The sequence below is a fragment of the Glaciimonas soli genome (assembly GCF_009497155.1).
In the GTDB taxonomy this organism is placed as follows: Bacteria; Pseudomonadota; Gammaproteobacteria; order Burkholderiales; family Burkholderiaceae_D; genus Glaciimonas; species Glaciimonas soli.
This window is the reverse complement of the sequence record NZ_WINI01000004.1, coordinates 32633-52443: the sequence shown is the minus strand read 5'-3', so window position 1 is coordinate 52443 and position 19811 is coordinate 32633. Positions and strand designations below refer to the sequence as shown.

The following is a 19811-nucleotide window of genomic DNA, read 5'->3' as shown; positions in this document are numbered from 1 at the left end:
GGCGTGCGATGCGATCCTTCCGTCATTGCCTTCTATCGGAAAAAGTGCAGATCAAACTTATCCCTAAGGTGGTGGCATGTCCGCCTGACTCTGTTCAAAATCGAAATTCACTCGCTTTGTCTAGACTTAAAAAGCGAGCGATGCGCAATTTTCTGTGCAGGTGTTTATTTTCCGGTAGCAGACTGTCGCGGGGACTACCACATCAAATCGTCGGGGATTTGGAAGGCGGCATACGGATCATCCGCATCGATCTCAGTGCTGGTTTTGTTCACCCGCACGACGAGCGAGGCATCGCGTTCCGCTATCTTATCGGCGATGATCCGGGGCACTAATTCTCTGGAGTCGCCCTGGCAAATGATCACCAGGCGCCCAGCGATTAAATGCGCCTGAACCGCGGCGGACACATACAGCCGTTCGATCTTATTGTTGTGGGTGAAATTGTAGGCAATGTCACCGGAACCCAGGCTTTGGCGATTTTTCTGCACCATCTGAACAATTTGCGCAGCGATTGCTTTTTGGGTGGCGGCCGCATCGCGTTGCGCATTGAGTTCGCGGGCCCGTTCGGCATTCTTGCGCTGCGTTTCGAGTGCGGCCAGGCGCGTTTCATCGACGCTAACCGTGCCGGCTCGGCGCTCGGCCTTCTTCTGCTTATTCTTATCCTGATTGGCCAGTTTGACTGTATTTTTGTCAACTAAACCGGCTTTCAAAAATTGCTCTTGCAAAGAGGCCATATGTGCTGCTCCGTATATAGGGTCTGTCGGCGCAGCCATTGGCGCCGACTATGGAAAGGCGTTAGCATAGCAAAAATGTCGCCCCCGCAGCATCATTGCGCTGACATTGCTGACGCATTCAATTAAGAGCAATTTTCATCATGGACTAGCTGTCTTAGCGCCGACATATACGTGTGCAGCCATCAGCACTCAACTCTTCACTTCCTACACCATGATGCACAAACAACAAGCCATCGGCTTCATATTTATTCTTGATAGCTAATAGTCCGGAATAATTTTCGCCCCGGAAGGCTTGCTGCCAATCAGGATTGAAATAATTGCTTTCTGAAACGTAGGAGCCAGCATTGGGCACTATTTTGTAGAGTGCTTGCGAGCCAATTCAATGAAGGCCTGGAGGTAGTCGATTTCCAGGTCCGCTTCGCGCGCGCCGAGAAAAATTTGTTTGGCAATCCCGCCAGCGCCTAAGCGGACTGGAACAACCTCGCTTTTACTGGCATATTCCGCCACCAGCCAGCGCGGCAAGGCCGCAACGCCGCGACCACTGGCTACCATTTGCATCATGATGTCAGTGGTTTCGATGGCTTTGTGACGCTTGGGTGTTATGCCGGCCGGCATCAGAAATTGATTATAAATATCCAGACGGTCGGTGGCGACGGGGTAGGTAATCAACACTTCATTTGTCAGCTGTTGCGGCTTGACGTATTTTTCCTTTGCAAGAGCATGGCCGCGAGCAACTACCAGCACCTGCTCGTAGTCGAACACTGGCACGAATTTCAAGCCCGGTTTATAGAGCGGATCCGGCGTAACCAGCAAATCGATCTCATAACCGAACAGTGCGCCAATGCCGCCGAATTGGAATTTTTGTTTGACGTCCACATCAACGTCGGGGTACGCCGTCAAATAAGGTGCCGCCACCTTCAACAGCCATTGATAGCAGGGGTGGCATTCCATACCGATGCGTAATGCGCCGCGCTCGCCTTGCGCGAACTGGCGCAACCTTTCTTCAGCCATGGCCAGTTGGGGGAGTACACGATTGGCGACGGCCAGCAAATATTCTCCGGCCTGTGTCAGTCGCAAGTTGCGTCCTTCGCGCAGCCAGATGTCGGTTCCCAGTTGCTGTTCCAGCTTTTTCATGCTGTGGCTCAGGGCAGATTGCGTCACGCAGAGGACGTTTGCGGCACCGGTCAGAGAGCCGGTTTTTTCGACTTCCTGGACGACCGCCAAATGGATACGTTCTAGCATGTTATATGAGTAAAATTCATGGATTGCTGAAATAATACCATTTTACTTCATTAAATTCGACGTCTACTATCAGCCCATTCTTAACCATTGGAAACTGATAGATCATGACCACCATCCACAATTTGGGCTTTCCCCGCATCGGCGCCAAGCGCGAACTGAAGTTTGCTCTTGAGTCTTACTGGAAAGGCGAATCCTCACGCGAAGCGCTGAAGGATCTCGGCGCGCAACTGCGCAAGCGCCACTGGGACAATCAGGCTGGCCTGGATTTGGTTCCAGTCGGCGACTTCGCGTTCTACGATCAGGTACTCGACATGAGCTTTACGCTAGGCAATCTGCCGCAACGTGTCAGTGATTTCCATGGCGATACGCTGGACAACTATTTCCGCGTGGCGCGCGGTCGTTCGGCCCAAGGCGCTGAGGACCATAGCGCATGCTGCGGCGGTGTTGCCGCAGGCGAAATGACCAAATGGTTCGATACCAACTATCACTACATTGTTCCGGAATTCAACGCAGGAACCGAATTCAAGCTGGATACTTCGCGCCTGCTGGAGCAACTGGCAGAAGCCAAGACGCAAGGCGTCAAGGTCAAGCCGGTTATCGTCGGCCCTGTCACTTATCTGGCGCTGGGTAAAGCCAAGGACGACTCGGACAAGTTGGCGCTATTGCCGCGTCTTCTGCCGGTATACGCACAATTGCTGGACGCGTTGGCTGCACAAGGCGTGGAATGGGTGCAGATCGACGAGCCGCTGCTGGTTACCGAACTAGACGCTGCCTGGCAAAATGCGTTCAATACTGCCTACGGTCAGTTGAAGAACAGCCGCGTCAAGCTATTGCTGGCAACTTACTTCGGCCAGTTGCTGGAAAACCAGAAGCTCGTCGCCAATCTGCCGGTCGCCGGTCTGCACATAGATGCAATCAACGGCCGCAACGACGTGCTGCCGCTGATCGACCTGCTGTCGTCCGACAAGGTGTTGTCGCTCGGCGTGATCAACGGCCGTAACATCTGGAAGACCGATCTGACTGCCGTGCTGGATTGGATCGAACCGTTGGCTAAACGCCTTGGTGACCGTCTGTGGGTGGCTCCTTCGTGTTCGCTGCTGCACGTACCTGTCGATCTGAACGGCGAACAAAAACTAGATGGTGAGATCAAGTCCTGGTTGGCCTATGCGCAGCAAAAGCTGGACGAATTGCGTGTGCTCGGCAAGGCACTGCGCGAAGGTCGCGATGCCGTCAAGACTGCGTTGGCCGCCAATCAAGCTGCTCTGGCTGCGCGCCGTGCATCGCCGCGGGTGAACAATCCTGCAGTGCAAGCCGCAGTTGCCAAGATCGATGCCAAACTCGGTCAACGTGACAGCGTCTACCTGCAACGTGCAACGAAACAAGCGGCTTTGCTCAAATTGCCGGCGTATCCGACGACGACCATAGGTTCGTTCCCGCAAACTGCAGAAATCCGCCATGCACGTAGCGAGTTCAAGGCAGGGCGTCTCGACAACGCAGCTTACAAGACTGCAATGCAAGCCGAAATCGAACGCAGCGTCCGTGAACAAGAAACACTGGGTCTGGACGTGTTGGTGCACGGCGAAGCAGAGCGTAACGACATGGTCGAATACTTCGGCGAGCAACTGCAAGGCTACGCATTCAGCCAGTTTGGTTGGGTACAGTCTTACGGTTCGCGCTGCGTGAAGCCGCCTATCCTGTTCGGCGACATCAGCCGTCCGCAGGCGATGACGGTCGAATGGATCACCTACGCGCAATCGTTGACCACCAAGCCGATGAAAGGCATGCTCACCGGTCCTGTAACGATCCTGAACTGGTCGTTCGTGCGCGACGACCAGCCGCGTTCGGTATCGTGCAAGCAGCTCGCACTGGCTATCCGTGAAGAAGTACTGGATCTGGAAAAAGCGGGTGTGCGCGTCATTCAGATTGACGAAGCAGCTTTGCGTGAAGGCCTGCCACTGCGCAAATCGCAATGGAAAGAATACCTGGACTGGGCTGTCGAATCCTTCCGTATCACCGCCAACGGAGTCGACGATGAAACACAGATCCATACTCACATGTGCTATTCGGAGTTCAACGACATCATCGCGTCAATCGCCGATATGGATGCCGACGTGATCACGATCGAAACATCGCGTTCGGACATGGAGTTGCTCGATGCATTCGATAACTTCAACTACCCTAATGAAATCGGACCTGGCGTGTATGACATTCACTCGCCTAACATTCCGACGCAAGAACACATCGTGCAACTAATGAAAAAAGCCGCAGAGCGTGTTCCTGCCGAGCGTCTGTGGGTCAATCCGGACTGCGGTCTGAAAACACGTCAATGGGCAGAAGTCATTCCTGCGCTGAACAACATGGTTGCTGCAGCCAGGACGTTGCGCGCGTCCGCCTGAACGGCAGAACTGTGTGGATGCGCTCGATAGCGTATGCACACAGTAATTATCTCGTTAACGTCCCGAGGTTCCGTCTCGGGATTTACGTTATGGTTTGAGCACAGACGAATCCATCGATGACGAGAAGATGGACGCATTGGCACTTCCTATTGTCACGGCAAGGTGTGTAAAGAAGGTGTGTAAAGAAAATCGCGGTGTGTAAAATTATCGGCGACTTTACACAGATGTGATGGAGATCTGCTTAAAACCGGTGCTTTTTGGCTTGGCATGATGTTTGCAAATAATGTTGTTAGTGGAGGAAGAATCGATCGTCGAAATGCAGTAACGATGATCGGCACTGTCACCCTGGCATCAGGTGCGGTGTGTGTGACGGATTTGGAAAACCGTTCACGTCCGACATTTATTTGAACCATCATTTTATCCGGAGCCTTTACCATCATGCCTGCGTATCGCGTCAGCATTGCTCGCCCATCCACCAATTCCCCTCTATACGACTGGGTACAAACAGTCGTTGCATCCTCCTCAGCTGCGGCCATACAAGAATGTTACGCCAATTGGGTCGCTGCCAAACCAATTCCTGCGCCACCTTTGCTGTCGAAGTGCCGCGCGTTGACTTTTCCGAATAAGCCCAAGGTGCAGGCGGCCAGGGCGGGCGTGTTACCGATGCAACAAGCTTTCATCGATGGTGTCGAGAAGCAGGTTACCCAGTTATTGTCGACCAGGCTCGACGGCGCATTCAGCATGATTAACTATCCGTCTGGCTTTAACTACGGTATCACTGACGGCAGCAACACTTATTATAATCAGGCCGCACTGCAAGACATCGACACCTTGCTGGGTGTGGCAAGCAATGGTCGGCCAGAACTCATCGCCGGTGGTTTTTCCAGACTGTATGCGCGGATCATGGGTGCCGTTACGTTCTCGTTCTCCCAGTACGATCAGGCGATAATGGCGAGGCAAGACGCGGTTGCCAGCGCGCAGATCGCAGCTATCCTGAGCGAGTTTGAGAACGTCGGCGGCAGGTACAAAAAGCCGTTGTCTTTTGGTGGAAAACTACAGGATATATTCAATCAAATTAATGCGACATACGGCTCGGTTCCCAACATGCCAGCCTCGTTGCATTCCTTGCGTAACGCGATCGCTGCATACCACAGCATATCTGGTGACAGCTATGTGCTGCACAACCGCTACTATGCCGCTACCGCGCGTCTTGCGGCAATTGTCGCTAACGTCACTAAGCCATCACAAACTAATGGGGGCATGCAGGTTAGTGATATGGACGATTATGTTGGCTTTACGCCGAACAAATTACCTACCGCTAATCAATTGGTTGTGGGTTTGAATGCCAGTACCAATGCGATTAGTGTGGCAATCAATATATCCGACTTCGGTTCCTACAGCGCACAGTTGAGCATTGCGGGTGGTGCCAGCTTCACTATTCCCATCGTCGATATTTTGGACATTGCGGTCAACGCCGGTGCCTCGCACGATTTGTCGCGCTACATTACGTCGCAGTCCAAGATCACCATGAACGTTACCTATCCGGGCGTGACCATGTTTGCGTCGAATCCGAGCGTGCTATCGGCCGATAACACCACGGGTTGGTATGCGGACGATGTTTTGCAGGAAATAGCTGCCCAGACTGGAAAAGATGCGACCGGTTACCAGCTGCAAGGTAGTGAGTTCGATGTGGCCAAATTGTTTGGACCGGGCAAAGCCTTGTCGCGTCTCAAAACCTTCGTCATCAGCCAGCAACCGACCATCAGCATCACGTTTGCCGGCTCCAACGCCAGTGGTATCACCAGCGACTTTCAGGTTAACGCCGCGGTACAACTTAAATTACTCGGCATGTTCGATTTCGGCGGAGCCTCAGGCTCTTATTCGGTACAAAAAATCAATGCTGGGTCGTCGTCGGGATCGGTCACTGTCACGCTTGGACCGCCGGTGATCAGCGGCACGACCCCGATCCAGCAGCAAAAGGCCTATGTCTTGGGCGGAGTGGTTTCTTGTTCGCCGGCTAACGTGTAATTTCTAACAATACTACTCAGCAAGACGATACCTCGCCGTCTTGCTGAGTAGTATCCGCCAAAATCTGACTTTGAATCGGCGCTGCATTTGCCTGTAGCGGGGCGAGTTGACACTCGCCCCGCACTCATTTACATTCGCCCTTCAGACTGTTTCTGGCGGACAATGATCAATTCAGACTTTACCATCCCATCGCCTTCATTCGCCGGTGCGCAAAAGGATGTGCCACTGCTGGCCCTCAGTATCGCTTGGCATCCGGATGCGATGCGCATAGGCGAGCAATTCTTGTGGGCGGATCCATCCACGCCGTTGGATTTATCGCGTTTTGAGCCTTTGTTTCGCCGCCCAGGAGGGGAGGCCGGAGGCTTGGCATATGGCGGGATTTCACGGGCGCCGCTGCGAATCACACAGAGCCAGGGCGGTATTGTCATTCAACCATCGGGTAATACCCGCATGGCGCTCGAAATCAATGGTAACGACATCAGCGAGAGCACTTTTCTGTCGCACGAGCAAATTACCGCTGGCGCGGTATTGAGTCTGGGCCGGATGGTTGTGCTATGTCTGCATTGGATGCACTGTCTTCCCAGAGATAATCCGGTCGATGGCTGGCTGGGAATAGGCAGTGCCGCAATCGCCACGCGTGACCAGATTCGGCAAGTAGCCAAGACCGATGTTTCCGTTTTGCTAATGGGGGAAACCGGTACCGGAAAAGAGGTCGCGGCGCGCGGTATTCATAGATTGAGCCGGCGTGCCAAGGCGCGTCTGGTAAGTGTAAATATGGCAACGCTCAATGAGTCACTGGCGGCGGCAGATTTGTTCGGCGCTACTCGCGGTGCCTATACCGGGGCACAAACGGCCCGCAGCGGCCTGTTCGCCGAAGCGGAGGACTCCACACTGTTCCTTGATGAAGTGGGCAACACGCCGGCGGCAGTACAGCCCATGCTACTGCGCGTGCTGGAAACGGGTGAATACCGTCCGCTTGGTGCGGCGCACGACGTACGATCGAGCGCGCGGCTGATTACCGCTACTGATCAGAATTTATATGACACCGGGTTTATGTTTAATCAGGCGTTATTATGCCGACTGGAGAGTTTTACCATCCATTTGCCGCCACTGCGTGAGCGACGTGAAGACATCGGCACGCTGATCGCCCATTTGCTGGCGTCGTCCAACTTATCAACGGGGGTTGAACTTCAGCTGCCGGCCTCGCTGATCGCGCAATTTATACTCTACGACTGGCCGGGAAATGTGCGTCAGCTAACACATGCCGTCAATCGCTTATTACTATTGCTGCCGGGCGAACCAGCGCCGGACTTTTACACCTTGGTTGATGCCAGGGCTGATGCTGCCCGGATCAGACCCGCCACCGGCGCTCTTTCGAGTGTTGCCAGGGCCAGCGCTGTATCGGGCCGGCGGCGGTTGGTGGATCTGACGCAGGCGGAGATATTGGCGGCCATGGAGAAGAACGATTGGCACATTCAGGGTGCCGCACAAACGCTGGGGATATCGCGCCCGTCAATGTACAAGTTATTGGAAGCCCATCCTCAGATTCGTAATCTGGACAGCATTTCGCTGGAGGAAATTCGTCAGGCCATGGTCGATTGCGGCGGAAACGTCGAGCGGTGCGCGTCGCGCTTGAAGACACCCGCGGAGCCATTGAGGCGTTATCTGCGGGTATTGTAGTTGGCGAGCTAGTCCGGATTTTTCCGGATTTCACCCGCCATTATCTTGTGATCGTTAAGGCCGTTTAACTTTTATCGTCGCCACAGCCTTGAACACCAGTACCAACCCGCAGTTCCGGGTCAAGTTCCAGTACGTGGTGATTGCCGTTTCCAGCATCATGCGCCAAGGTAAAACTCCACTGCGCTTCCTGCCCGGCGATATTGTCAAACTCCAATACCTCACCCAGTTTGTAATGATACGGTGAGTGCGGGTGTTTTTCCTTATTGTACTGTTTGAATGGCGTCGGCAAAGTCGATTCCATCGGCGGGAGTTTGGCGAAAGTAAGGGTGCTCTTGCCGGAGCCCGACTCAACGCCCTGGATGTTAAAAGTGATTGTGTCCCCCGCTCTGAACCACGGCATTCCGCCGAGTTTACCCGGTTCCGCAGTATGCTCTGGCGTCGGCGTAATTACCCATGGTACGTATGGAGCAGAACGGATCGTCTGGTCTAACGGAATCAAAGTGCTAGTGTAGGCTATAGGTTGCTTCGTTTGAGTCATATAACTTCTCCGGGTATTAAATTGGCCGCCGAAATTGGGTTGGGTTCCGAATTATTTCGTTGGCATGAAGGTGACGCGAATGCTATCTAATGCACAAGCCGTGCCAGGCTCATTTCTGTTCACGGAATTGCCCCTATTTTTAAATACCCCGGGTCTTTGCGTAGTCCAACCAGTTCCGGTGTGGTCTCGATAAATTTTGCAGGAAACCCCAAATGCCTTGCGCGCGCGATGGATTCCAGCGCTTTGCTCCGGTTACCGATTAATTCGTAGGCGAGGCCAGCACGAAAATGAACGTAAGCATCGTCGGGGGCCAGTTTTAGCACCTTCTGTAACAGAGTTTCACACTCGCTTCGATTACCCACTCTGGCAAGGTACAACGCCATTTGCGATAGCATTTTTTCATTGTTTGGCGTGTGTACGAGGCGTGTCGACAGCAGGTTGATCGCGTGTTGATAACTAGTGCGGGCTTCCGCTTCACGCCCTGGTATCCACAGCAAGGTATCCGCAAGATCGGCCCAGCCAAGATAATCGTTGGGGTTACCCTTGGTTGTGGAAACTGCCGCCTCGAAAGCGGCGACAGCGCCGACATAATCTTCACGCATGAACAAGGCGTTGCCCAGGTTGCTATACAGCCAGGCGCTAGGCCTGATCTGCAAGCCTTGTTGCAGCACTTGCATGGCTTCGGCCGAACGATCCTGACTGAGCAGCGCGGCACTCAGATTCGCGTATGAAAATACGGCGTCCGGTTGAATCTTGATACTCTGGCGGAATGCCTGCTCCGCCGCCTTGAAGTTTCCCTGCTCATAAAATATCGTACCGATCAGGTCGGCAAATGCTCGCTCATGCGGGTAATCCTGTAGATCCTTTTGCGCTGCGGCCAGCGCTTCATTGGGGCGATGCAATTTGTCCAGCGATTGCGCCTTGGCTAATAATCCAAACAGGTTCGTCGGGTCCAGATTTAGCGCGTGTTCGTAAGCTGCCGACGCGTCCTCGATTTTGCCTTCATTGAACAGTGCGTTGCCATAGGCAACATGGCTCAGCGCCAATTGGTCATTCAGCTTGAGCGCCTGTTGGGCCGCCGCTGCGGCCTTTTGTCGCCAGGTATCGTCCAGATTGTCGTTCTTGTAGCGCAGGCTGTAGACCTGCGATAACCCTGCGACGGCAGCAGCGTTACTCGAATCGTGCTGGAGTACGGTCGTGAATTTGGTTTCCGCGTCGTCCAGTTCGCCCGGACGGTCCCACGCTTGCAGCGCTGCCAGCCCCTGTTTCATTTCCAGCGCTTCACTGAACGGTGCTTTCGGTGTGACCAGTGTTAACCAATACGATGCGTACGGCGACGCCAGCCACACGCCACCGGCGAGCGCAATTGTCAGTGCAATTGCCAGCGGGAGTTTTCGCCCCAGCCGGGAGAGCGGCGTATTTTTGCTTACCGGCGGCAATGGTGCCGAAACAGTCGGCATCAACGCGGTCGGCGCGGAAGTGGTGGATGAATCTGATTGCAGTGCTTTCACAACCTCAACGATTTGGCTATGCGTCTCGCGCATGGATTGAAGCCGTTGCTCGCTCGAATAGGCGGTCATTCTGTGTATCAAACCGATTAATTGAGCATGCATCGTAACCGGGTAGTGCCATTGCTCGGATGAAGATTGCAGATGGGCGGCGGCTAGTGCGAGCCCTGATAAATGCGGAAACGGTCGCGTTGCCGTCGCCAATTCGTATAAAACCACGCCGAGCGCGTAAATGTCGCATTGCGGACTCAGTGCGGCGCCTCGCAGGCGCTCTGGCGCCATGTAAGCGATTGTGCCCTGAGGATCTGCTTGCTGTAATGTGATTGTGACTTGCTGATCGCTGTGCACCGCCAGGCCGAAGTCGAGTATGCGCAAGGTTCCCGATGGCTCGATCATAAGGTTCGAGAGCTTCAAATCGCCATGAGTCAGACCTGAATCATGTGCTTCGCACATAGCCTCGGCAGTGGCCTGTACTATCTGCAGCGCTTGCAGTTCCGAGACGGGCGCTTCGGCCAGTAACTGCTTCAAGCTACGGCCTGGCACTAACTCCATGACGATAGAGGCCGTATCGTTATCGTCTTCTTCTAAAGCGTGAATTTTGACAAAGGCGGCATGCTTGAGTGATGACGACAAACGCGCTTCCCGCAGCATGTCTTTGGCATTGCTGACACCATCGATATTTTTAAGGCGCTTGATGGCAACGCTGCGACAAAGCTTGCTATCCCAGGCTTCATAAACGTGAGCAAAGCCACCTTCACCCAAACGACCATGAATCTGATAGTGCTTTACAGCGATCGGATTATCTATCGATTGTGCTTCGGCCATTCGAAATCCCCGTTTTCAAGGCGTAAACTAACAATATTGCCGTAAACAAACTGACGGCAACGCATATTAGCTTAAATAAAGTTGAAAACAAGCTACCGCACGAACGTATTTGCTATTCGGACATGCGGGGAGTTGAAGCGCAAGCGTATTTGTTTACATTGGATCAGTAAAAATAGCGTACTGCCCATTCTTGATTGCGGTTCTCGCCCAGATAGCCGAAATGCTGTCTAAATCATTCAGACTTACGGTTGATGGAGAGAACAATGATACGCAGGGTTGTCAAATAACACTTGAAAGCCGAACAATTATTCGGTTATAGTAATTCCGCTCTCGCTTGGCTTGTCAGCCGCAGCCTGGGTCTCGGATATCCGCACGGTGCACGTCAACCAGTAAAACGAAAATGACATGACGGTGCCGTTCGGTAGCTACCAGTGAACCGGTAACGGGTGCGATAAGTCTTTGTATGCTTTCGACAAATGTACGGGGCTAAAACTTATCTGTATCAGCATTACGTAAAACGCTCTGGTCCTAACAACTCAGACGCGCCTCGACAAGGCGAGCTTGGGTTTTCGTTGATAGCTTTACTCTCCGCTACCATGCCTGACAAGTGGAGCCGCCTCTCAGTTACGCGCCTTTCATATTTTTTTATCCATATAGGGACTATGAAAAATTTATTCTTGAAAACGTTTTGGATAGTGGCAGCATCGATCTTCTTAGTGAACCCGGCGTTCAGCGAGAACAGCGTCACCGTTAATGTCATGGGCGTTCCGTACATGCAAACACTGTACATGGCTCTGGCCGACGACTTTGCTTCTATCGATAATCCACTCTTATTAAAATATACGGGTGGGAAAACGGAAGAATTCGCCAAGAGCGTTGCATCTGGTGCCGTGGATTTTTCCGTGACTGATATTCCACTTACAGGCAAGGAACTGGATGAGCGCAAGCTTATTCAGTTTCCATCAATGGTTACAGCAATTGTCCCAGTCGTGAATCTTCCAGGAGTCGAGTCGAATAAGTTAGTACTCAATGGCTTGGTATTGGCAAAGATCATGACTGGTGAAATCACTGCTTGGAATGACGAGTCAATTCGCGCATTAAATCCAGGTATGAGTCTGCCTTCAATACGTATCAAGCCCTTGGCGCGATCCGATGCTTCAGGTGCAACGCTCGCGATCTCTTCTTTTCTTTCTAAGTCTTCTACCGAGTTCAGTACCAAGATAGGAGCGGGTGAATTGGTCAGGTGGCCAAGTACCGTCCAGCTTTTGCATAGCGGCGAAACCCTTGAAACAACGATTCACGATACTGTCGGAGCGATTTCTTATATCGAAATGGACATTGGCAATATAAATAAAATGACGTTTGTAAAACTAAAGCACCCAACCGGCTCAATCGTAAAAGCAGATATGGGTTTTCTTCGATCTGGCGTAGTTGGTGCCAGAACGACAGACGGCGGTTATGGTGTGCGCAGATTGACCGCCATGGACCTTGGTCAGAACTGGCCTATCCTTCTGCCGATTTATATAGTTCTCCCGCAAAAAGCCGTGAACGACAAAAAAATGACTTTAGCATTGCGCTTTATATTTTGGACATTCAACAAAGGTGACGATTCGATTGAGCAGTCCGGACTGGTGCCATTGCCGGTGGAATTACAGACCCAGGCAGTAAAGGCGTTTCGTAAAGTTCAATCAGTTAATGGCACACCACTAATCGTCAATTTCGATCTGTAAACTTTTTGCCGGACGCGAGCACAGACTCCGTCGGACATAGGCCATGCAAATTGTTTCACGTACCCTTATGATTTTGTCGTCTCAAAAATCGGTTGTCAGACGCTTGGGACTCATGACCATAGGCGGTCATCAATTCAGAGTGTTGTGAGCCTATGACGGATCAAGTTAACATTGTTTTGGTGCGTATGGCTTTGCTTTCGAATACTCATATGTTGTATAGTTGGCCAATCTTTACGTGTGATTTTAATAATCATCCCATATTCAAATAAGGACCTCCATGCGCTATTTACGCTCCGCCACCTTGGCCGCAACTATCCTGATCAGCCTGCCAGCATTGGCACAATCTCCTGTACCTGCTGGATGTGCGGCAAAAAGAGCATCGCTTGAAAAAGAAATGGACTATGCCAAGGCCCATGGCAACAGCGGACGGATCGCTGGTTTGCAGACGGCACTGGACGCAGTCAGAAACAACTGCTCGGAAGCCAGCCTGGCAGCAGAGCGCGAGGAGAAGATTACAGAAAAGACGCATGCAGTCGAGGAAAAGAAAGCTGATCTGAAGCGGGCGCAAGCAAGCGGCAGCCCCAAAAAAATCGCCAAGAGCAAAAGCAAACTGGCGCATGCAGAAGCAGAACTGGAAGAAGCGAAACGCGCGCCATAAAGTTCCGCCGCAAGGCTTTACCTGGAATAAAAAAGCCACCGAGGAGGTGGCTTTTTCATGCCTGCAATTTACGTAACTCGGCCCGCATGAGCACCATATCTGTTAGGGAGTTAGCATTGCGAAATTATCGGTCATACTATTGGCATTCGTCGTGCCATCGGCTCATGTCACGGCGTCTTTTGGTGGAGACTGATCCATGCAATCTGGTGCAGGCTACGAAGCTGCTATTTCTACCCGAGAATTGAGTCGATAAAGGACAAATCCGTTATTAAGCCTTAGCGGCAATCATATGGAACCTACTCGAATCACAGAAATACGGCTTATGGCCGTGCAAGACGAATTGTCGGCGCGAGAACCGATCTTCCATCGGCCCGAACATGGAACAACGCGTGCCGCCTTCGAGTTGATGACAGACGCAGAGTTCTGGGAGGTCGGTGCGTCTGGCCGCCGATACAGTCGGGCGCACGTCCTTGACATTCTCGAAGAGCGATACGGCCAGTCAATCGAGGAAAATTGGGAGACGCAAGACTTCTTCTGCCAGGAAGTTGCGCCTGATACCTATCTGTTGACCTATACGTTGTTACAGGGTTCCAGAACTACCCGTCGGGCAACGCTTTGGCGACGCACTACCGGAGAATGGAAAATTGTCTACCACCAAGGAACCGTCGTTGAGTCGCCGTAACAATTTGGATGTGTCACGTCAACCAGTGATGGTGTGACCGTCGACGTGTTTATATGATGGGCCTAGTTTTTTTAGGGAAAAGTTGACAGGATGTGATGGACAATTTGGCATCGAAACCCGTCTTCACGAATCGCACAGTTCTGCCGACTGCAATCGCTCAGGCAGTGTCGTGGGAGAGTCACTTCTTGGATTTAACGGCTGCCTGCGTCACCTTTATCATCTGAATATTTATAGTCGATACCCTTAGACCAGCGGTTTTCCCAGTGACCGAGAAACGCTTTCGCTAATTCTGGATTGTTCCACACTACAACTACATTTTCGCTATTGGATGTGGCTGCATCTTTGCTGTAATTGAAGCTTCCATTCTGAACGGATAAGTCATCAGAAACGATATATTTATCGTGATGCATGGCATAAACTGAAATTGTTCTCGTCGGGATGTCTGCATTAACCAAAAGATTTAGGGCAGCAATACTGTTTTTTCGCTTATTGCGCCGGTCATCAACAATTACTTTGACATCGACACCGCGCCTCTTTGCGTTAACCAAAGCTTCGACTACATGAGGCGAATTGAAGGAGTATGCTGCGAGCCTGATTTTCGAAACAGATCTATTTATCACCTTGAGAACGAGCGCCTCAGCGCCATCATCCGGAGAAAAGGCGCTCTCAATTGTCATGGCAGGTGACCGAGTCTGGACCGTTGTTGCGCCACCCGCTGTGATGGCGAGAGGAGATCCATGTACGGCAGATGCGAAGGCAATGGAAATGAACGGGATAACTATAATTTTTTTCATCGGCACCGGTGCAATCTTAAACCTGCAACCCGCAAGACTATGCACCGGCATCCCGCGTTGCCTGTAGCAAGCACTTCGACAATTTATCGAAATGCAGCCACGCTGCCTGGCTCAACTCCACTTGCTTGCGGCGTGTATCGTCAGTATCCGTCAATACGATCCAGCCCTTCTCCCGCATCGACTTCAGACGCGAATGCAGCATGGCCGGCGAACCGAGTTCGCTTTGCGCCATCATGTCGCGTACCGACAAGCGCTCCTTGGCTTGTCCTGCGCGCGCAACAAAAGCCAAAATACGGTCTTCCAACGGATCTAGCGAAGGCAGCGACGGTAAGCCGCGTAGCGCATTCGCCAGCTGTAAAAAACGCACATAGATATCTGCAGGTCTATTATTTTTATCCATAGCACTATTGTAAGCTGTTGTCAGAAATGTCAGTTTCACTCTGCTAACGCTGTTAATTTTATATCGATCATACCCGTCATTTCATCGCAATCGCAAGTATCTTACAGCACCCGCGCAGATAATTCGGTAATATACGCGCGTCATGATCACTACCCCGTCCCTTGTCGAAAAATTGCGTCTCAATCTGCTGACAATCACCACCACGGTGATCGTCTATATGCTGGTGTACATGACCAACGACTGGCTATTCAAACACATCGAGTTTACCCAAGGAATCGCCTGGATCTATTTGCCGGCCGGAATACGGTTGATCTGCACATTGCTATTTGCCGAGGCGGGCGTATTCGGCATCCTGCTTGCCTCAATACTGACTTCCAGCATCTACGCCATCTTTCCCGGCGATCCAGTCACCACCATCGGCTATAGCGCGATCTCGGCGCTGGCGCCATATCTTGCCTACAGATTCACATTGCAGGAGATGCGTCTGCAGCGATCGCTGAGCAATCTGACCACCACTCGCTTGCTGACCTGCATCCTGCTGTACGGCCTCGCCAATCCGTTGTTGCAGCTGGTGTGGTTTGTAATGCGCGGCATCTCCTATCATTTCTGGTCGGGCCTGGTCGTGATGTCCATCGGCGACCTGACCGGCTCTCTGATCGTGGTCTATGCGATCAAGTTCCTGCTGTCTTTCGTGCCGTTGCCACGCCGTTAAGCAAGTAAGCAGCGCGCACACCGCACACGTATATTCAGGGCACCTCGCGATCTTCCGCCTAACTTTGCGCGGTGTGATCGTCACATCATTATCGATTGTAATACTGCCGAAATAATTCTTCGCTATTCTGCCGACGGTTATAAAAATTATAGCGGTTAGCGAATTCACGCTAGCACCGCGCATCTTTCTTCGGGGTAGTGCAATGCGTAGTTGGGACGAACCAAAAAAGCGGAAAGCCCGCGTCGAAATTATTCCTATGATCGACGTGATGATGTTCCTGTTGGTGTTTTTTGTGCTGATCAGCCTCAACGTTATTCCTGCGCTCGGCATGAAAACGCATTTGCCGACAGCCAGTAGCTCACAGGATCTGAAACCGCAAAACAAGGCGGTAGTCACGATCGGTCTCAATGACGCATTGCAAGTCGATGGCGTCGACACCAAAATCACCGATCTGCCAGCACGCTTGAATCAAGCAAAGAAGAGCGGTGAAAAACTGAACGTTATCGTCAACAGCGATCGCGGGGTCGAGGTGCAGCGTCTGGTGGAGGTGATGGATACGCTGAAACAAAACGGTTTCGAATCGATTTCCATTGCCACTCGCAAGCCGTGATGCAAGCGATGATGACGATGCCGTTCTTCTACCGATTCCGCGACGCGTTGGCAATTTTGCCTTCGATACTCATACTCGCCATCCTGATCTTTGCCGGCATCCAGAAAGCAGCCAAGAGTGAAGCCCACACCGACGATTCGCTGGTGCAGATTGCATTGATGGAACCCGAACCGCCGATGCCGCCCGTAACCGCACCCACGCCGCCGCCAACCCCGACCCCGCCGCAAGTGTCGAAGCCGGTACCGTTAATCCAGCCGATCCGGCCGCCGCGACCGCCGCAGACAGTGAGCGCCACACCGAACACCAACAGCCCAAGCGCAGAGGTGGCTGCGCCGCCAACGCCGCCAAAAATCGTCGCGGCGCCCGCCCCTGTAGTGGCGGCAACATCACCGGCGCCGGAACCTGCGCCGCCTGTAGCCAAACCGAACAGCGCCAGCGTCGAGGCCAGCTATGTCGCCAAGGTGCGAGCACATCTGAACAGCATCAAACGCTATCCGACAGGCCGCGAGGCCAGCCTGCAGCGGCCGCAAGGCAAAGTCAAAATCTGGTTCGTGCTGAATCGCGACGGCACCCTGGCGGAACAAGGCATCGAAGAATCATCGAACTCCATGCTGCTCGACGAAGCTGCCCGCAAGACCATCAACCGCGCCACTTTTTCTGCTTTTCCCGAATCTAGCTGGGCCGGGGAAGCGACACATCGATTCAGCGCCGAGCTGGAATTCATCCCGGTAGCGGGATAGAGAAACAGCCAGCAACGGTTTGAATATCTAGCAGCTTGAAAACTTAGCTGCTGGAAGACTTAATTTTTACACTTCATAAAAAAACGTACAGGGAGTAATGCCATGCAATTCAAAGTCACCCGGCTAGCACTGCTGATTTCCGGGTTATTCATCGCCGCCAGTCCGCTGGTTCACGCCGCCGATACGTCTGACGTCGGCAAGGTCACAGTGCAAGGCGATGCCAACGGCGGCCTGAACACCGGCCTGATCCAGCAAGAGGAATCGGCAAAAGCGCGCAGCTCGGTCAATCGCGATTATATGGACAAGCAAAGCACCACCAGCAATCCGTTCCAGATGATTAATCTGCTGCCTGGCGTGAATAGCTACGATACCGATGGCACTGGCCTGTTCGGCGGTAACATCCGGGTGCGCGGCTTTAACAGCGACCAGCTCGGCTTCACCATCAACGGCGCGCCGGTCAACGATTCCGGCAGCTTCGCCGTCTATCCGCAGGAATACACCGATGCAGAAAACTTGTGCGACATCTTCGTCACCCAAGGTTCGACCGACACAGAAGCACCGCACGTCGGCGCCACCGGCGGCAATATCGGCATGACCATGTGTACTCCGGAAGACCAACGCCGCTTCCGTACTGAATACACCTTCGGTTCGAACAGTTTGTGGAAGGGCTACGTGCGTCTCGATTCCGGCAAATTGCTCAATGATCGCTTCAAGTTCTTCGTCTCTTATTCCAAGACCCAGGCCGACAAGTTCAAAGGTGACGGCCGTGCCGACAAGGAACACGTCGACTTCAACAGCAAATTCGATCTGGACGGCGGCAGTTTTATCGATACCGGCTTCATGTATAACTCGGCTCTGAACAACAATTATCGCTCGTTGACCAAAGCGCAGATCGCCCAATTCGGGCCCGATCTGGATTTCGGCACCCGTGCTCCGGTCCACCAGCCAGGCGGCCCCGGTGCGCAGAACGATTCGACCTACGGACCGAACGCCGGCATCAATACTGGCAACAAAAATCTGTACTACGGCTACAACCTGAATCCGTTCAAGAACTGGCTTGCCACCATGAACGCCCACTTCCAGCTGGCGCCGCAATCCAGCGTCGATGTCAGCCCGTACATGTGGTATGGCTTCGGCACCGGTGGCAATCAGTTACAAACCATCACGGAAGGCAATTCCGGCAGCTTGCTGGGCGGCGGCGTGCGTGACGCCAACGGCGACGGCGACACCAAGGACACCGTGTTCGCTTACGAAGGCAGTCGTACCCGCACCTATCGTCCAGGCGTCACGCTCAAGTACAACCAGCAGATCGACAACCACAAACTGATGGTCGGCTATTGGTACGAACGCGCACGTCATCAACAAACCGGCCCTTATGCACCGATCGACAACAACGGCAACTCCGCGGACGTCTGGCAAAACAATCCCGATGTATGGCTGCGCAACCAGGACGGCTCTTTCGTACAATACCGCGACACGATGACCATCAGCACCGGGAAATCCGCTTTTGCGCAGGACAACATCAGCCTGATGCAGGACAAGCTGAACCTGCAACTCGGTGCCCGTTATTCGAGCATCGACCGCGACTTCACCAACAATCCGAGCCAAAGCGCACCCGGTTTCTATACTTTGCAGAAATCGTATTCCGACTTGCTGCCTAGCGTCGGTATCCGCTATCAGCTTGATCCTGCACAGTCGGTATTTTTCAACGCGGCGAAGAACTTCAAGGCGCCAGGTAATTTCTCTTATTTCGGTTTGATCTCGGGCGGCAATATCGTCAACGGCGCGTATACCGGCGGCACCGTACGCAATCCATTGGTGGACAAGGAAACGTCGTGGAACTATGACCTCGGTTACCGCTACGCCGGCGACAAGTGGACATTTTCAAGCTCGTTGTTTTTTATCGACTACCAAAATCGCATCGCCACCTCTTACAATCCCGATACCCAAAATCGCACCGACTTCAACGTCGGCGATTCCACCTCCAAGGGTCTCGAGCTGGAATCCGGTTATGCGCTCACCAGGAATCTAAGCATGTACGGATCGCTGTCCTACATCAAGAGCAAGATGAAGAGCGACATGCCGTTTGCCGCCAATTTCTCCTTGCCGACCGCCGGCAAGGAATTTCCTGATACACCAAACTGGCTGAGCGGCATGAGCTTGCAATATGCGCAAGACAGCTGGTACGTGTTCGGACAGGCCAAATACACTGGCAAGCGCTACACCACGCTGGTCAATGATGACAGCCTGGGCGGTTATACGGTATTCAACGCCGGCGCCGGATATACGTTCCCGTCGTCGACCTGGTTGAAAAAACCGACCGTGCGCTTCAACCTCAGCAATATCTTCGACAAACAGTATCTGAGTCTCAGCTCCGGCAGTGGCAGCACTTTCACCACAAATGCGGTTGCGATTGGTTCCAGCGCACCGGCAAGCGCGCCGTTGTTCTATGTCAGTTCTCCACGCACTTTCAGCGTGACGCTGATGGCGGATTTTTAATCTAGTTGGCGCAATTCCTGGCTAGCAATCCCTGGTGG

At 52.9% G+C, this 19811-nt stretch carries 16 protein-coding genes; 10 read left to right on the top strand and 6 right to left on the bottom strand.

Features of this window, described 5'->3' with window-relative positions:
• Positions 1-194: 194 nt before the first annotated feature.
• Both GEV47_RS08490 and GEV47_RS08485 read right to left on the bottom strand, forming a co-directional pair.
• On the bottom strand, positions 195-731 hold the full coding sequence (locus GEV47_RS08490; protein WP_153234340.1) for a DUF2058 domain-containing protein: 537 nt from the start codon (positions 729-731) through the stop codon (positions 195-197).
• Between the two features lie 351 nt (positions 732-1082).
• A complete protein-coding gene (locus GEV47_RS08485; protein ID WP_153234339.1) occupies positions 1083-1973 on the bottom strand; it encodes a LysR family transcriptional regulator in 891 nt (296 codons plus the stop codon).
• Between the two features lie 104 nt (positions 1974-2077).
• On the opposite strand from GEV47_RS08485, the gene metE reads away from it, so the two are divergent.
• From metE to GEV47_RS08470, 3 genes are all read left to right on the top strand, one after another.
• Complete coding sequence (gene metE / locus GEV47_RS08480) at positions 2078-4369, top strand: 5-methyltetrahydropteroyltriglutamate--homocysteine S-methyltransferase (protein ID WP_153234338.1); 2292 nt, start codon at positions 2078-2080, stop codon at positions 4367-4369.
• 438 nt (positions 4370-4807) lie between these two features.
• Complete coding sequence (locus tag GEV47_RS08475; RefSeq protein WP_153234337.1) at positions 4808-6397, top strand: hypothetical protein; 1590 nt, start codon at positions 4808-4810, stop codon at positions 6395-6397.
• 162 nt (positions 6398-6559) lie between these two features.
• Positions 6560-8077 carry a sigma 54-interacting transcriptional regulator gene (locus GEV47_RS08470; RefSeq protein WP_153234336.1) on the top strand — a complete coding sequence of 506 codons (1518 nt, stop codon included), beginning with the start codon at positions 6560-6562 and terminating at the stop codon, positions 8075-8077.
• Positions 8078-8141: 64 nt separating this feature from the next.
• On the opposite strand, the gene GEV47_RS08465 is transcribed toward GEV47_RS08470, so the two are convergent.
• Together GEV47_RS08465 and GEV47_RS08460 are read right to left on the bottom strand one after the other, a co-directional pair.
• Positions 8142-8615 (bottom strand): hypothetical protein, encoded by a 474-nt coding sequence (locus GEV47_RS08465; RefSeq protein ID WP_153234335.1) that lies wholly within the window; start codon positions 8613-8615, stop codon positions 8142-8144.
• 119 nt (positions 8616-8734) lie between these two features.
• Positions 8735-10948 (bottom strand): serine/threonine-protein kinase, encoded by a 2214-nt coding sequence (locus GEV47_RS08460; protein ID WP_153234334.1) that lies wholly within the window; start codon positions 10946-10948, stop codon positions 8735-8737.
• A gap of 662 nt (positions 10949-11610) precedes the next feature.
• On the opposite strand from GEV47_RS08460, the gene GEV47_RS08455 reads away from it, so the two are divergent.
• From GEV47_RS08455 to GEV47_RS08445, 3 genes are all read left to right on the top strand, one after another.
• On the top strand, positions 11611-12678 hold the full coding sequence (locus GEV47_RS08455; RefSeq protein ID WP_194270617.1) for a substrate-binding domain-containing protein: 1068 nt from the start codon (positions 11611-11613) through the stop codon (positions 12676-12678).
• A gap of 277 nt (positions 12679-12955) precedes the next feature.
• Positions 12956-13336 carry a DUF1090 domain-containing protein gene (locus GEV47_RS08450; RefSeq protein ID WP_153234332.1) on the top strand — a complete coding sequence of 127 codons (381 nt, stop codon included), beginning with the start codon at positions 12956-12958 and terminating at the stop codon, positions 13334-13336.
• 289 nt (positions 13337-13625) lie between these two features.
• Complete coding sequence (locus GEV47_RS08445) at positions 13626-14018, top strand: nuclear transport factor 2 family protein (protein ID WP_153234330.1); 393 nt, start codon at positions 13626-13628, stop codon at positions 14016-14018.
• A 191-nt stretch (positions 14019-14209) separates the two neighbouring features.
• Here GEV47_RS08445 and GEV47_RS08440 read toward each other — a convergent pair whose 3' ends face one another.
• Together GEV47_RS08440 and GEV47_RS08435 are read right to left on the bottom strand one after the other, a co-directional pair.
• On the bottom strand, positions 14210-14812 hold the full coding sequence (locus GEV47_RS08440) for a phospholipase D family nuclease (RefSeq protein WP_153234724.1): 603 nt from the start codon (positions 14810-14812) through the stop codon (positions 14210-14212).
• Positions 14813-14849: 37 nt separating this feature from the next.
• Positions 14850-15212: a winged helix-turn-helix domain-containing protein gene (locus tag GEV47_RS08435; protein ID WP_153234328.1), complete on the bottom strand. Its 363-nt coding sequence runs from the start codon at positions 15210-15212 to the stop codon at positions 14850-14852.
• Positions 15213-15354: 142 nt separating this feature from the next.
• Here GEV47_RS08435 and GEV47_RS08430 point away from each other — a divergent pair, with 142 nt between their 5' ends.
• From GEV47_RS08430 to GEV47_RS08415, 4 genes are all read left to right on the top strand, one after another.
• Positions 15355-15924 (top strand): MASE1 domain-containing protein, encoded by a 570-nt coding sequence (locus GEV47_RS08430; protein ID WP_153234327.1) that lies wholly within the window; start codon positions 15355-15357, stop codon positions 15922-15924.
• Positions 15925-16126: 202 nt separating this feature from the next.
• Positions 16127-16534, top strand: a complete 408-nt coding sequence (locus tag GEV47_RS08425; protein WP_153234326.1) for an ExbD/TolR family protein — start codon at positions 16127-16129, stop codon at positions 16532-16534.
• The gene (locus tag GEV47_RS08420) at positions 16534-17274 is read left to right on the top strand and encodes a TonB family protein (protein ID WP_322741597.1); all 741 of its coding nucleotides are present in this window, start codon (positions 16534-16536) and stop codon (positions 17272-17274) included. The genes GEV47_RS08425 and GEV47_RS08420 overlap by 1 nt, the downstream gene beginning before the upstream one ends.
• A 102-nt stretch (positions 17275-17376) precedes the next feature.
• Entirely contained in the window at positions 17377-19773 is a 2397-nt protein-coding gene (locus tag GEV47_RS08415; protein ID WP_153234324.1) for a TonB-dependent receptor, read from the top strand.
• The last annotated feature ends 38 nt before the right edge of the window (positions 19774-19811 follow it).

Bases quoted from the DNA above. Each gene is read 5' to 3' on its own strand.
- GEV47_RS08440 (WP_153234724.1), bottom strand. From the start codon at position 14,812: ATGAAAAAAATTATAGTTATCCCGTTCATTTCCATTGCCTTCGCATCT.
- GEV47_RS08475 (WP_153234337.1), top strand. From the start codon at position 4,808: ATGCCTGCGTATCGCGTCAGCATTGCTCGCCCATCCACCAATTCCCCT.
- GEV47_RS08485 (WP_153234339.1), bottom strand. From the start codon at position 1,973: ATGCTAGAACGTATCCATTTGGCGGTCGTCCAGGAAGTCGAAAAAACC.
- GEV47_RS08435 (WP_153234328.1), bottom strand. From the start codon at position 15,212: ATGGATAAAAATAATAGACCTGCAGATATCTATGTGCGTTTTTTACAG.
- GEV47_RS08450 (WP_153234332.1), top strand. From the start codon at position 12,956: ATGCGCTATTTACGCTCCGCCACCTTGGCCGCAACTATCCTGATCAGC.
- GEV47_RS08465 (WP_153234335.1), bottom strand. From the start codon at position 8,615: ATGACTCAAACGAAGCAACCTATAGCCTACACTAGCACTTTGATTCCG.
- metE (WP_153234338.1), top strand. From the start codon at position 2,078: ATGACCACCATCCACAATTTGGGCTTTCCCCGCATCGGCGCCAAGCGC.
- GEV47_RS08460 (WP_153234334.1), bottom strand. From the start codon at position 10,948: ATGGCCGAAGCACAATCGATAGATAATCCGATCGCTGTAAAGCACTAT.
- GEV47_RS08455 (WP_194270617.1), top strand. From the start codon at position 11,611: ATGAAAAATTTATTCTTGAAAACGTTTTGGATAGTGGCAGCATCGATC.
- GEV47_RS08430 (WP_153234327.1), top strand. From the start codon at position 15,355: ATGATCACTACCCCGTCCCTTGTCGAAAAATTGCGTCTCAATCTGCTG.
- GEV47_RS08415 (WP_153234324.1), top strand. From the start codon at position 17,377: ATGCAATTCAAAGTCACCCGGCTAGCACTGCTGATTTCCGGGTTATTC.
- GEV47_RS08470 (WP_153234336.1), top strand. From the start codon at position 6,560: ATGATCAATTCAGACTTTACCATCCCATCGCCTTCATTCGCCGGTGCG.
- GEV47_RS08445 (WP_153234330.1), top strand. From the start codon at position 13,626: ATGGAACCTACTCGAATCACAGAAATACGGCTTATGGCCGTGCAAGAC.
- GEV47_RS08420 (WP_322741597.1), top strand. From the start codon at position 16,534: ATGCAAGCGATGATGACGATGCCGTTCTTCTACCGATTCCGCGACGCG.
- GEV47_RS08490 (WP_153234340.1), bottom strand. From the start codon at position 731: ATGGCCTCTTTGCAAGAGCAATTTTTGAAAGCCGGTTTAGTTGACAAA.
- GEV47_RS08425 (WP_153234326.1), top strand. From the start codon at position 16,127: ATGCGTAGTTGGGACGAACCAAAAAAGCGGAAAGCCCGCGTCGAAATT.